Genomic DNA, 16,496 nt, shown 5'->3' on the forward strand with positions numbered 1-16,496 from the left:
CAAAGCAATTCAAACGTTAAGATATCCGCTTTATAGCTAAAATTCCACCATTCGTCGAAAACCGAAAAGCTTTTTTTTCGTATATATTAATATTTGTACTCTATATGGTACGCTTGCGCGTATTATACTATTTGAAGCCCAAATTAACTGAACATTATCTTATGGATAAACCATTACCCCCCTATTTTTCCAATTTTGGAAAAAACACCCTTATTTTTTGTTTTTTATTTTTTGCCATATTTTCATTAAATGCGCAAACTAAAGGACTTATATATAAGCAGGCTGCTGGTAGTGGCCAAACAGTATTAGATCCAAATACAGACGGTTATTCCTCTGAAACCAATCAGGGATTTTTTGAAAATGATGAAACAGAGAGTGAAATTCCTTACACTGCCCTTCCTTCTGTAGGTGCTTCCGAACCTGATAGTGATTTAGGACCGGGACCGGATTGTAAGTTTACAGACCTTGTAAAATCTGAAAATAATAATACGGTTTATACCTATCTGGACGGTACTGGCAATCTAATGTTCCGTTTTCGGCTAGGTGGCACCGCAGAAAACTCTAAAGGATATTCGATTCTTATAGATACCGATCAAAAATTTGGCGCTAGTGGTGAAAATGCTGACCCTAATTACATCCCTGGCAATCCGGGGTTTGAAATAGAAGTTGTTCTAAGAACGAATTTTGGTGTGGGTTTATACGACATAGATGGAACGGTTTCTCCTGTTGAAGTGGGAGATGCGGTTACAGACAGGCCTTACGATAATTTTGCCCAAAAGAGTATTGCCCTTTCAGAAATTTGCGGGGATGATGATTACTTTTATGATTTCTACATTCCTTTTGCAGATATTACCGCAGCTTTTCCTTCTGTCACAGTAAATACTCCGCTGAGAATGGTAGGAAACACAGTAATTAACCCAAAAGCTGCTACTGGGAATAATGGAATATCTGATTTGGGTGGTATTGATGATAGTACCGGAATAACCGATGGTTTATGGGAAGAGCTTATCAATGTATTTCCACCAACCAGTGTTACTGAAATTGGATCTGGAGCTACATTACCTCCGAGAGCTGCCTGCCCATCCATCACAGGCCCTATCGCAGTAGATGCTACCTCTATTACCGGAACCTCTTCTGAAGTTGATGGTGCAACGATCGAAGTTTTTCGCGATGATGTATCAGTGGGAACTACCACGGTGAGTGCCGGAAACTGGACCCTTTCTGGATTAAGTCCTGCAGTAGGAAATGAAGTCTTCTCTGCAACTGCAAAGGTTTCCGCAGCTACAGCCGATTCAACAGGAACTGAAGAAAAATCTGCATCCTATTCAGATTGTAATAAAACTACTGTAGGAGCTACATGTTCGAATCCACCTGATGTGGCTGGTACAGAGAACGGGTCAAAAAAAGCATTTGAAGGTACTTCCAGTGCTTCAGGTAGTTATGAATTAACAATATATAATTCAGACGGTACAAAACTAGTTTCTCCTGCTGGAACTAGCAACCCGGCAACGTACACCACTTCCAGCTGGGTTTGGGAATATGGGCGTGGAGGGACTAAAATCCCAGCCGGAGTTTATTATTTTACAGTGACTGAAACTGGTAAATGTGAATCTTCAAAAACAGAATTTTGTTTTGATACAGCTACCTTTTCCTCGGCTCCAGTAATTTCTAATACCCCTATATTAGAATCAGACACCAGTATTTCTGGTACTGCAACTACAGGAGCTACAATAACGCTACTCATCAATGGAGAAGAACAAGGCGTTGATATAGCAAGTGGTGGAAACTGGAGTTTTAGTGTTTCTGGTTTGTCCCAGGGAGATGAATTAACTATTAGGGCGATCGAAAGCGGAAATTGTAGTGCAGAAACAAGTGTTACTGTAAGTGCAAAATCTGATGCTCCTATAGTAAGGGGCGAATATTGTCTTGCCGGAGGAATGACGGTAAACACAGTGAATGGTGTATCATCAGAAGACGCAGGGTCAGAAATTAATATTTACTCAAGTCCAACGCAGGGTGGGATGAAAAGTCTGGAGGGAACTACAAATGTTCAGTCAAATGGTTCCTGGTCTGCAGACGGCTTAAATATCCTTATTGGCAGATATATTACTGCAACCGCACAGAACACTGGAGAAATTGTAAGTGAATTTTCAAATGAAGTTTTAGTAAGAAGCAAAACTCCTTCACCAAATCTTAAAATCACTTCAGATCCAATAACAGAAGGTGATGCGAGTATAACGGGCGAAGCTCTAGCTAGTACCAGTGTTGAGTTAACCATCCAGCTATATATGGATGGTGTTGCTATAGAAGGTGCCACAGCAACAGTAAATCCCGTAGTTGGCGTAGCATCGGTTCAGGAGTGGACAATTACCGGTTTAGACACCCCTTTCAACAAATTATATGCAGGTGGAGTTGCGACGGTCACTGTTACCAGTCCTACGATAGGCTTTTGCGAAAGTGATCCCTCCAATGCCGTAACTGTACAGTGTAAACAGCCAGCCTCACAAGTATTTAGTGCAACAACAAGTACTACGGTGTGCCAGAACGAAACAATCTCATTTCAGGTAAACGATACGGAAGAAAATATAGTTTACGAACTTATAGATCAAACCGATGCTGGAGTAGGACCGGCCATGCTTGGTACAGGATCTTCTATTTCACTTACTAGTTTCGGATTAAATACCTCAGTGACAGGAATCAGAATCCGTGCACAAAAGATCGGAATAGACTGCGATAGAATTATTCTACCCTCAGTTTCAGTTACGGTAAATCCTTTACCAGCTATTACTCTGGGTGCAAATCCCATAATAAACGATAGTGAAACTTCAGCATTTATTAGTTATACAAATGCTGTAAATGATCCTGCAAACTATGTATTAGATTTTGATTCATCTGCTAACTCAGCGGGCTTTACAGACATTACAACACCTACAAATCTACCCGCATCACCAATTGAGATTTTGGTACCAGGCACAGCATCTGGGGGGACATACAATGGAGTTATAAAAGTATTAAATACCACCACCGGATGCATTTCTGGAAATATTCCTTTTAGTATTACTATAGATGCATCGGCTCCTCCGGCAATCAATTTCACTATAGACCCAATCAATGATATTATCATAAATGAGAACACAGCCTATACCGGACCTACGCCGGTTCTTTCTGGAGATACACCGGTTGGGACAGTAACTTATACTTTGGCCGGAGAAGATGCAGGTGACTTTACGATAAATTCTAGTACCGGGGTGGTGAGCATGGTGGCCCGTGATTTTGAAAACCCAGTAGATGATGATACTAATAATACCTATGAATTAATTGTTATCGCAACAGATGAAGATAGCAATACCGATAGTGAAGCATGGGCAGTTGAAATTTCAGATATCAATGAGGCTCCTGCCATTACAAATAACGGCAGTGCTGCCACCCATTCAGTAGACTTTGCTGAAAATGGAACTGGTAACGTGATCGACTGGGATGCGACTGATGCTGATGGGGATGACCTGACGTATTCTTTAAGCGGAGCCGATGCTGCTCTATTTGATTTAGATACTAATACAGGTGAACTTAGCTTTAAATCAGCGCCTGATTTTGAAGGCAGTGGGGATAATCAATATGAAGCCATTGTTACTGTAAGTGACGGAACCTTTTCCGATACTCAGACCCTGACGGTCAATGTCACCGATCAGACGGAAGCAGCTGATTTTACTATCGATGCTATTGGAGATGCTACCGTAAATGAGAACAGTGCCTATACCGGGCCTGCTCCGAGTTTATCAGGCGATGCTCCTGTTGGAAGTGTAACCTATACCATCACCGGGGCTGATGCTGCCCTGTTCGAGGTCAATGAAGATACCGGGGTGGTGACCATGACCGAAAAGGATTTTGAGAACCCAGCCGATGCCAATTCCGATAATGTCTATGAAGTAACCCTGGTAGCGACCGATAGTGACGGGAATACCGATGCTGAATCATGGAGTGTCACGGTTGAAAATGTTGCTGAAGCAGTAAGCTTTAGCATTGATCCGATTGCCGATGCTACAGTAAATGAGAATAGCGCTTACACCAGTGAGACCCCATCCATTACCGGAGGTCCGATTGGAACTGTAACCTATAGCCTGAGTGGTGATGATGCTGATGACTTTACCATCAACGCCAGCACTGGGGTAGTAAGCATGGTCGCCAGAGATTTTGAGTCTCCGGTGGATGCTGATACCGATAATGTATATGAGGTGACCATTACTGCTACCGATTCTGATGGAAATACTGATTCTGAATCATGGAGTGTAAGTGTCACCGATCAGACGGAAGCAGCTGACTTTACCATCGATGCTATTGGAGATGCTACCGTAAATGAGAACAGCGCCTATACCGGGCCTACTCCGAGTTTATCAGGTGATGCTCCTATTGGAAGTGTAACCTATACCATCACCGGGGCTGATGCTGCCTTGTTCGAGGTCAATGAAGATACCGGCGTGGTGACCATGACCGAAAAGGATTTTGAGAACCCCGCCGATGCCAATACCGATAATGTCTATGAAGTAACCCTGGTAGCTACCGATAGTGACGGGAATACCGATTCCGAATCATGGAGTGTCACGGTTGAAAATGTTGCTGAAGCAGTAAGCTTTAGCATTGATCCGATTGCCGATGCTACAGTAAATGAGAATAGCGCTTACACCAGTGAGACCCCATCCATTACCGGAGGTCCGATTGGAACTGTAACCTATAGCCTGAGTGGTGATGATGCTGATGACTTTACCATCAACGCCAGTACCGGGGTGGTAAGTATGATCGCCAGAGATTTTGAAGCTCCGGTGGATGCTGATACCGATAATGTATATGAAGTAACCATTACCGCGACCGATTCTGATGGAAATACTGATTCTGAATCATGGAGTGTAAGTGTCACCGATCAGACGGAAGCAGCTGACTTTACCATCGATGCTATTGGAGATGCTACCGTAAATGAGAACAGCGCCTATACCGGGCCTACTCCGAGTTTATCAGGTGATGCTCCTGTTGGAAGTGTGACCTATACCATCACCGGGGCTGATGCTGCCCTGTTCGAGGTCAATGAAGATACCGGGGTGGTCACTATGACCGAAAAGGATTTTGAGAACCCCGCCGATGCCAATTCCGATAATGTATATGAAGTAACCCTGGTAGCGACCGATAGTGACGGGAATACCGATGCTGAATCATGGAGTGTCACGGTTGAAAATGTTGCTGAAGCAGTAAGCTTTAGCATTGATCCGATTGCAGATGCCAGTATAGCAGAGAACAGCGCTTATACCAGTGAGACCCCATCCATTACCGGAGGTCCGATTGGAAGTGTAACCTATAGCCTGAGTGGTGATGATGCTGATGACTTTACCATCAACGCCAGTACCGGGGTGGTAAGTATGATCGCCAGAGATTTTGAAGCTCCGGTGGATGCTGATACCGATAATGTATATGAAGTAACCATTACCGCGACCGATTCTGACGGGAATAAAGATTCTGAATCCTGGAGCGTAAGTGTGACCGATCAGACGGAAGCAGCTGATTTTACTATCGATGCTATTGCGGATGCTACCGTAAATGAGAACAGTGCCTATACCGGGCCTGCTCCGAGTTTATCAGGTGATGCTCCTGTTGGAAGTGTGACCTATACCATCACCGGGGCTGATGCTGCCCTGTTCGAGGTCAATGAAGATACCGGGGTGGTCACTATGACCGAAAAGGATTTTGAGAACCCGGCCGATGCCAATTCCGATAATGTATATGAAGTAACCCTGGTAGCTACCGATAGTGACGGGAATACCGATGCTGAAGCATGGAGTGTCACGGTTGAAAATGTTGCTGAAGCAGTAAGCTTTAGCATTGATCCGATTGCAGATGCCAGTATAGCAGAGAACAGCGCTTATACCAGTGAGACCCCATCCATTACCGGAGGTCCGATTGGAAGTGTAACCTATAGCCTGAGTGGTGATGATGCTGATGACTTTACCATCAACGCCAGTACCGGGGTGGTAAGTATGATCGCCAGAGATTTTGAAGCTCCGGTGGATGCTGATACCAATAATGTATATGAAGTAACCATTACCGCGACCGATTCTGATGGAAATACTGATTCTGAATCATGGAGTGTAAGTGTCACCGATCAGACGGAAGCAGCTGACTTTACCATCGATGCTATTGGAGATGCTACCGTAAATGAGAACAGCGCCTATACCGGGCCTACTCCGAGTTTATCAGGTGATGCTCCTGTTGGAAGTGTGACCTATACCATCACCGGGGCTGATGCTGCCCTGTTCGAGGTCAATGAAGATACCGGGGTGGTCACTATGACCGAAAAGGATTTTGAGAACCCCGCCGATGCCAATTCCGATAATGTATATGAAGTAACCCTGGTAGCGACCGATAGTGACGGGAATACCGATGCTGAATCATGGAGTGTCACGGTTGAAAATATAGCTGAAGCGGTAAGCTTTAGCATTGATCCGATTGCCGATGCTACCGTAAATGAGAACAGCGCTTATACCAGTGAGACCCCATCCATTACCGGAGGTCCGATTGGAACTGTAACCTATAGCCTGAGTGGTGATGATGCTGATGACTTTACCATCAACGCCAGTACCGGGGTGGTAAGTATGATCGCCAGAGATTTTGAAGCTCCGGTGGATGCTGATACCGATAATGTATATGAAGTAACCATTACCGCGGCCGATTCTGATGGAAATACTGATTCTGAATCATGGAGTGTAAGTGTCACCGATCAGACGGAAGCAGCTGACTTTACTATCGATGCTATTGGAGATGCTACCGTAAATGAGAACAGCGCCTATACCGGGCCTACTCCGAGTTTATCAGGTGATGCTCCTGTTGGAAGTGTGACCTATACCATCACCGGGGCTGATGCTGCCCTGTTCGAGGTCAATGAAGATACCGGCGTGGTCACTATGACCGAAAAGGATTTTGAGAACCCCGCCGATGCCAATTCCGATAATGTATATGAAATAACCCTGGTAGCTACCGATAGTGACGGGAATACCGATGCTGAAGCATGGAGTGTCACGGTTGAAAATGTTGCTGAAGCAGTAAGCTTTAGCATTGATCCGATTGCAGATGCCAGTATAGCAGAGAACAGCGCTTATACCAGTGAGACCCCATCCATTACCGGAGGTCCTATTGGAAGTGTAACCTATAGCCTGAGTGGTGATGATGCTGATGACTTTACCATCAACGCCAGTACCGGGGTGGTAAGCATGGTCGCCAGAGATTTTGAGTCTCCGGTGGATGCCGATACCGATAATGTATATGAAGTAACCATTACCGCGACCGATTCTGACGGGAATAAAGATTCTGAATCCTGGAGCGTAAGTGTGACCGATCAGACGGAAGCAGCTGATTTTACTATCGATGCTATTGCGGATGCTACCGTAAATGAGAACAGTGCCTATACCGGGCCTGCTCCGAGTTTATCAGGTGATGCTCCTGTTGGAAGTGTGACCTATACCATCACCGGGGCTGATGCTGCCCTGTTCGAGGTCAATGAAGATACCGGGGTGGTCACTATGACCGAAAAGGATTTTGAGAACCCGGCCGATGCCAATTCCGATAATGTATATGAAGTAACCCTGGTAGCTACCGATAGTGACGGGAATACCGATGCTGAAGCATGGAGTGTCACGGTTGAAAATGTTGCTGAAGCAGTAAGCTTTAGCATTGATCCGATTGCAGATGCCAGTATAGCAGAGAACAGCGCTTATACCAGTGAGACCCCATCCATTACCGGAGGTCCTATTGGAAGTGTAACCTATAGTCTGAGTGGTGATGATGCTGATGACTTTACCATCAACGCCAGTACCGGGGTGGTAAGTATGATCGCCAGAGATTTTGAAGCTCCGGTGGATGCCGATACCGATAATGTCTATGAAGTAACCATTACCGCGACCGATAGTGACGGAAATAAAGATTCTGAATCATGGAGTGTAAGTGTCACCGATCAGACGGAAGCAGCTGATTTTACCATCGATGCTATTGGAGATGCTACCGTAAATGAGAACAGTGCCTATACCGGGCCTGCTCCGAGTTTATCAGGTGATGCTCCTGTTGGAAGTGTGACCTATACCATCACCGGGGCTGATGCTGCCCTGTTCGAGGTCAATGAAGATACCGGGGTGGTCACTATGACCGAAAAGGATTTTGAGAACCCCGCCGATGCCAATTCCGATAATGTATATGAAGTAACCCTGGTAGCTACCGATAGTGACGGGAATACCGATGCTGAAGCATGGAGTGTCACGGTTGAAAATGTTGCTGAAGCAGTAAGCTTTAGCATTGATCCGATTGCAGATGCCAGTATAGCAGAGAACAGCGCTTATACCAGTGAGACCCCATCCATTACCGGAGGTCCGATTGGAAGTGTAACCTATAGCCTGAGTGGTGATGATGCTGATGACTTTACCATCAACGCCAGTACCGGGGTGGTAAGTATGATCGCCAGAGATTTTGAAGCTCCGGTGGATGCTGATACCGATAATGTATATGAAGTAACCATTACCGCGACCGATTCTGATGGAAATACTGATTCTGAATCATGGAGTGTAAGTGTCACCGATCAGACGGAAGCAGCTGACTTTACCATCGATGCTATTGGAGATGCTACCGTAAATGAGAACAGCGCCTATACCGGGCCTACTCCGAGTTTATCAGGTGATGCTCCTGTTGGAAGTGTGACCTATACCATCACCGGGGCTGATGCTGCCCTGTTCGAGGTCAATGAAGATACCGGGGTGGTCACTATGACCGAAAAGGATTTTGAGAACCCCGCCGATGCCAATTCCGATAATGTATATGAAGTAACCCTGGTAGCGACCGATAGTGACGGGAATACCGATGCTGAATCATGGAGTGTCACGGTTGAAAATATAGCTGAAGCGGTAAGCTTTAGCATTGATCCGATTGCCGATGCTACCGTAAATGAGAACAGCGCTTATACCAGTGAGACCCCATCCATTACCGGAGGTCCGATTGGAACTGTAACCTATAGCCTGAGTGGTGATGATGCTGATGACTTTACCATCAACGCCAGTACCGGGGTGGTAAGTATGATCGCCAGAGATTTTGAAGCTCCGGTGGATGCTGATACCGATAATGTATATGAAGTAACCATTACCGCGGCCGATTCTGATGGAAATACTGATTCTGAATCATGGAGTGTAAGTGTCACCGATCAGACGGAAGCAGCTGACTTTACTATCGATGCTATTGGAGATGCTACCGTAAATGAGAACAGCGCCTATACCGGGCCTACTCCGAGTTTATCAGGTGATGCTCCTGTTGGAAGTGTGACCTATACCATCACCGGGGCTGATGCTGCCCTGTTCGAGGTCAATGAAGATACCGGCGTGGTCACTATGACCGAAAAGGATTTTGAGAACCCCGCCGATGCCAATTCCGATAATGTATATGAAATAACCCTGGTAGCTACCGATAGTGACGGGAATACCGATGCTGAAGCATGGAGTGTCACGGTTGAAAATGTTGCTGAAGCAGTAAGCTTTAGCATTGATCCGATTGCAGATGCCAGTATAGCAGAGAACAGCGCTTATACCAGTGAGACCCCATCCATTACCGGAGGTCCTATTGGAAGTGTAACCTATAGCCTGAGTGGTGATGATGCTGATGACTTTACCATCAACGCCAGTACCGGGGTGGTAAGCATGGTCGCCAGAGATTTTGAGTCTCCGGTGGATGCCGATACCGATAATGTATATGAAGTAACCATTACCGCGACCGATTCTGACGGGAATAAAGATTCTGAATCCTGGAGCGTAAGTGTGACCGATCAGACGGAAGCAGCTGATTTTACTATCGATGCTATTGCGGATGCTACCGTAAATGAGAACAGTGCCTATACCGGGCCTGCTCCGAGTTTATCAGGTGATGCTCCTGTTGGAAGTGTGACCTATACCATCACCGGGGCTGATGCTGCCCTGTTCGAGGTCAATGAAGATACCGGGGTGGTCACTATGACCGAAAAGGATTTTGAGAACCCGGCCGATGCCAATTCCGATAATGTATATGAAGTAACCCTGGTAGCTACCGATAGTGACGGGAATACCGATGCTGAAGCATGGAGTGTCACGGTTGAAAATGTTGCTGAAGCAGTAAGCTTTAGCATTGATCCGATTGCAGATGCCAGTATAGCAGAGAACAGCGCTTATACCAGTGAGACCCCATCCATTACCGGAGGTCCTATTGGAAGTGTAACCTATAGTCTGAGTGGTGATGATGCTGATGACTTTACCATCAACGCCAGTACCGGGGTGGTAAGTATGATCGCCAGAGATTTTGAAGCTCCGGTGGATGCCGATACCGATAATGTCTATGAAGTAACCATTACCGCGACCGATAGTGACGGAAATAAAGATTCTGAATCATGGAGTGTAAGTGTCACCGATCAGACGGAAGCAGCTGATTTTACCATCGATGCTATTGGAGATGCTACCGTAAATGAGAACAGTGCCTATACCGGGCCTGCTCCGAGTTTATCAGGTGATGCTCCTGTTGGAAGTGTGACCTATACCATCACCGGGGCTGATGCTGCCCTGTTCGAGGTCAATGAAGATACCGGCGTGGTCACTATGACCGAAAAGGATTTTGAGAACCCCGCCGATGCCAATTCCGATAATGTATATGAAGTAACCCTGGTAGCGACCGATAGTGACGGGAATACCGATGCTGAATCATGGAGTGTCACGGTTGAAAATATAGCTGAAGCGGTAAGCTTTAGCATTGATCCGATTGCCGATGCTACCGTAAATGAGAACAGCGCTTATACCAGTGAGACCCCATCCATTACCGGAGGTCCTATTGGAAGTGTAACCTATAGCCTGAGTGGTGATGATGCTGATGACTTTACCATCAACGCCAGTACCGGGGTGGTAAGTATGATCGCCAGAGATTTTGAGTCTCCGGTGGATGCCGATACCGATAATGTATATGAAGTAACCATTACCGCGACCGATTCTGACGGGAATAAAGATTCTGAATCCTGGAGCGTAAGTGTGACCGATCAGACGGAAGCAGCTGATTTTACTATCGATGCTATTGCGGATGCTACCGTAAATGAGAACAGTGCCTATACCGGGCCTGCTCCGAGTTTATCAGGTGATGCTCCTGTTGGAAGTGTGACCTATACCATCACCGGGGCTGATGCTGCCCTGTTCGAGGTCAATGAAGATACCGGGGTGGTCACTATGACCGAAAAGGATTTTGAGAACCCGGCCGATGCCAATTCCGATAATGTATATGAAGTAACCCTGGTAGCTACCGATAGTGACGGGAATACCGATGCTGAAGCATGGAGTGTCACGGTTGAAAATGTTGCTGAAGCAGTAAGCTTTAGCATTGATCCGATTGCAGATGCCAGTATAGCAGAGAACAGCGCTTATACCAGTGAGACCCCATCCATTACCGGAGGTCCGATTGGAAGTGTAACCTATAGCCTGAGTGGTGATGATGCTGATGACTTTACCATCAACGCCAGTACCGGGGTGGTAAGTATGATCGCCAGAGATTTTGAAGCTCCGGTGGATGCTGATACCGATAATGTATATGAAGTAACCATTACCGCGACCGATTCTGATGGAAATACTGATTCTGAATCATGGAGTGTAAGTGTCACCGATCAGACGGAAGCAGCTGACTTTACCATCGATGCTATTGGAGATGCTACCGTAAATGAGAACAGCGCCTATACCGGGCCTACTCCGAGTTTATCAGGTGATGCTCCTGTTGGAAGTGTGACCTATACCATCACCGGGGCTGATGCTGCCCTGTTCGAGGTCAATGAAGATACCGGGGTGGTCACTATGACCGAAAAGGATTTTGAGAACCCCGCCGATGCCAATTCCGATAATGTATATGAAGTAACCCTGGTAGCGACCGATAGTGACGGGAATACCGATGCTGAATCATGGAGTGTCACGGTTGAAAATGTTGCTGAAGCAGTAAGCTTTAGCATTGATCCGATTGCAGATGCCAGTATAGCAGAGAACAGCGCTTATACCAGTGAGACCCCATCCATTACCGGAGGTCCGATTGGAAGTGTAACCTATAGCCTGAGTGGTGATGATGCTGATGACTTTACCATCAACGCCAGTACCGGGGTGGTAAGTATGATCGCCAGAGATTTTGAAGCTCCGGTGGATGCTGATACCGATAATGTATATGAAGTAACCATTACCGCGACCGATTCTGACGGGAATAAAGATTCTGAATCCTGGAGCGTAAGTGTGACCGATCAGACGGAAGCAGCTGATTTTACTATCGATGCTATTGCGGATGCTACCGTAAATGAGAACAGTGCCTATACCGGGCCTGCTCCGAGTTTATCAGGTGATGCTCCTGTTGGAAGTGTGACCTATACCATCACCGGGGCTGATGCTGCCCTGTTCGAGGTCAATGAAGATACCGGGGTGGTCACTATGACCGAAAAGGATTTTGAGAACCCGGCCGATGCCAATTCCGATAATGTATATGAAGTAACCCTGGTAGCTACCGATAGTGACGGGAATACCGATGCTGAAGCATGGAGTGTCACGGTTGAAAATGTTGCTGAAGCAGTAAGCTTTAGCATTGATCCGATTGCAGATGCCAGTATAGCAGAGAACAGCGCTTATACCAGTGAGACCCCATCCATTACCGGAGGTCCGATTGGAAGTGTAACCTATAGCCTGAGTGGTGATGATGCTGATGACTTTACCATCAACGCCAGTACCGGGGTGGTAAGTATGATCGCCAGAGATTTTGAAGCTCCGGTGGATGCTGATACCGATAATGTATATGAAGTAACCATTACCGCGACCGATTCTGATGGAAATACTGATTCTGAATCATGGAGTGTAAGTGTCACCGATCAGACGGAAGCAGCTGACTTTACCATCGATGCTATTGGAGATGCTACCGTAAATGAGAACAGCGCCTATACCGGGCCTACTCCGAGTTTATCAGGTGATGCTCCTGTTGGAAGTGTGACCTATACCATCACCGGGGCTGATGCTGCCCTGTTCGAGGTCAATGAAGATACCGGGGTGGTCACTATGACCGAAAAGGATTTTGAGAACCCCGCCGATGCCAATTCCGATAATGTATATGAAGTAACCCTGGTAGCGACCGATAGTGACGGGAATACCGATGCTGAATCATGGAGTGTCACGGTTGAAAATGTTGCTGAAGCAGTAAGCTTTAGCATTGATCCGATTGCCGATGCTACCGTAAATGAGAACAGCGCTTATACCAGTGAGACCCCATCCATTACCGGAGGTCCGATTGGAACTGTAACCTATAGCCTGAGTGGTGATGATGCTGATGACTTTACCATCAACGCCAGTACCGGGGTGGTAAGTATGATCGCCAGAGATTTTGAAGCTCCGGTGGATGCTGATACCGATAATGTATATGAAGTAACCATTACCGCGGCCGATTCTGATGGAAATACTGATTCTGAATCATGGAGTGTAAGTGTCACCGATCAGACGGAAGCAGCTGACTTTACTATCGATGCTATTGGAGATGCTACCGTAAATGAGAACAGCGCCTATACCGGGCCTACTCCGAGTTTATCAGGTGATGCTCCTGTTGGAAGTGTGACCTATACCATCACCGGGGCTGATGCTGCCCTGTTCGAGGTCAATGAAGATACCGGCGTGGTCACTATGACCGAAAAGGATTTTGAGAACCCCGCCGATGCCAATTCCGATAATGTATATGAAATAACCCTGGTAGCTACCGATAGTGACGGGAATACCGATGCTGAAGCATGGAGTGTGAGTGTAGAGAACTTTGACGAACCTACTACAATAAATGATGACAATCCTTCAACAAATGAGGATACTGCGGTTGATATCACTGTACTCGCCAATGATACCGATGTGGATGATAAATCCCCGGTAACCAGCGTGACTCAGCCAACTAATGGCGTAGTAAGCATCAATGATGATGGCACAGTGAAATATACTCCTGAAGAAAACTTCAACGGTATAGATTCTTTCACGTACACCAATTCAGAAGGCAACACCGGAACGGTGACTATAACAGTAAACTCTATAGACGATGAAGCGATCTATACCATCGCTGATGCTAAGCCGATCAATGAATATGACAATGAGGATGTACTGGCAACGGTTTCTGATGCTGATGGAGACATTGTAAATGCAGTACTGACCGACGGCTCTCTTCCGGCAGGTGTTACTTTAAACGCTGATGGAAGCCTTTCAGTTGAAAATGCTGATCTATTAGAGGCCGGTGATTATAGTTTCGAGATCACTACTACCGATGAGAATGGTGGAATTACTGTTCAGACTATTGTGTTGAGTTTCGGAGCCGATTCTGATTCCGAAGCGATCTATACCATCGCTGATGCTAAGCCGATCAACGAATATGACAATGAAGATATACTAGCAACGGTGTCTGATGCTGATGGAGACATTGTAAATGCAGTACTGACCGACGGCTCTCTTCCGGCAGGTGTTACTTTAAACGCTGATGGAAGCCTTTCAGTTGAAAATGCTGATCTATTAGAGGCCGGTGATTATAGTTTCGAGATCACTACTACCGATGAGAATGGTGGAATTACTGTTCAGACTATTGTGTTGAGTTTCGGAGCCGATTCTGATTCCGAAGCGATCTATACCATCGCTGATGCTAAGCCGATCAACGAATATGACAATGAAGATATACTAGCAACGGTGTCTGATGCTGATGGAGACATTGTAAATGCAGTACTGACCGACGGCTCTCTTCCGGCAGGTGTTACTTTAAACGCTGATGGAAGCCTTTCAGTTGAAAATGCTGATCTATTAGAGGCCGGTGATTATAGTTTCGAGATCACTACTACCGATGAGAATGGTGGAATTACTGTTCAGACGATCGTGTTGAGTTTTGGAGCCGATTCTGATTCCGAAGCGATCTATACCATCGCTGATGCTAAGCCGAGCAATGAATATGATAATGAAGATATACTGGCGACGGTGTCTGATGCTGATGGAGATATTGTAAATGCAGCACTGACCGACGGATCTCTTCCGGCAGGTGTTACTTTAAATGCTGATGGAAGTCTTTCAGTTGAAAACGCTGATCTGTTAGAAGCCGGTGATTATAGTTTCGAAATCACTACTACTGATGAGAATGGTGGAATTACTGTTCAGACGATCGTATTGAGTTTCGGAGCAGATTCTGATTCCGAAGCGATCTATAACATCGCTGATGCTAAGCCGATCAATGAATACGACAATGAGGATATACTGGCAACGGTGTCGGATGCTGATGGAGACATTGTAAATGCAGCACTGACCGACGGTTCTCTTCCGGCAGGTGTTACTTTAAATGCTGATGGAAGTCTTTCAGTTGAAAATGCCGATCTATTAGAAGCCGGTGATTATAGTTTTGAGATCACCACAACCGATGAGAATGGTGGAATTACTGTTCAGACCATTGTCTTGAGTTTCGGAGCAGATTCTGATTCCGAAGCAATTTATACCATCGCTGATGCTAAGCCGATCAATGAATACGAAAATAATGAGGTACTCGCAACAGTTTCTGATGCTGATGGTGATATTGTAAATGCTGAAGTAACAAATGGTAATCTTCCTCCGGGTGTGATTCTGAATGAAGATGGAAGTCTTTCAGTTGAAAATGCTAACCTATTGGAAGCCGGAGATTATAGTTTCGAGATCACTACTACTGATGAGAATGGTGGAATTACTGTTCAGACGATCGTGTTGAGTTTTGGAGCCGATTTAGACCTGGATAATGACGGTTTGTTTAACGAGGAAGAAATAGCTTTAGGAACAGATCCGGAAAATGCAGATTCTGATAATGATGGTTTAACCGACGGAGAAGAGGTGCTTGTAATTGATGATGACTCAACCGAATTAGTACCTGAAAATGTTAGTGATCCTCTAAACATCTGTGATCCATTGCAAACTTCTGCTACCTGCGATCCTGATAATGACGGACTGATCAATGAAGAAGAGGCTTCAGCAGGAACCGACCCTAATGATGCAGATACAGATAATGACGGACTGAACGATGGTGAAGAAGTGAACGGAATCGATGATCCTTCAACAGAAACAATTGCAACCGGAGTAAGTGATCCGTTGAACATTTGTGATCCAAATCCAGTTTCTACCGACTGCCTTGAAGATGGACCCGAAATTATTCAGAAACTATCTCCGAACGGTGACGGTACTAATGATTTCTTTATGATAGAAGGCCTGGAGTTATATGAAGAGAATACCCTGGAAATTTTCAATAGATGGGGTGTACTTATATATGAGGCTAAGGCTTATGGAGAAAACGGAAATCTTTTTGGAGGGATCTCAGAAGGAAGATTAACCGTTAGAAAAGGGGAAGAACTCCCTGCAGGAACTTATTTCTATGTATTGAGATATAAAGACGGAGAATGGAAATCTAAATCTGGTTACTTATACCTCACACGTTAA

General features: G+C 45.7%; 1 protein-coding gene. It reads left to right on the forward strand.

The window, feature by feature from the left end:
* The first annotated feature begins 161 nt into the window (after nt 1-161).
* Nucleotides 162-16,496: a gliding motility-associated C-terminal domain-containing protein gene (locus BLT95_RS08660; protein ID WP_089665701.1), complete on the forward strand. Its 16,335-nt coding sequence runs from the start codon at nt 162-164 to the stop codon at nt 16,494-16,496.

The organism is Gramella sp. MAR_2010_147, assembly GCF_900105135.1.
Lineage (GTDB): Bacteria > Bacteroidota > Bacteroidia > Flavobacteriales > Flavobacteriaceae > Christiangramia.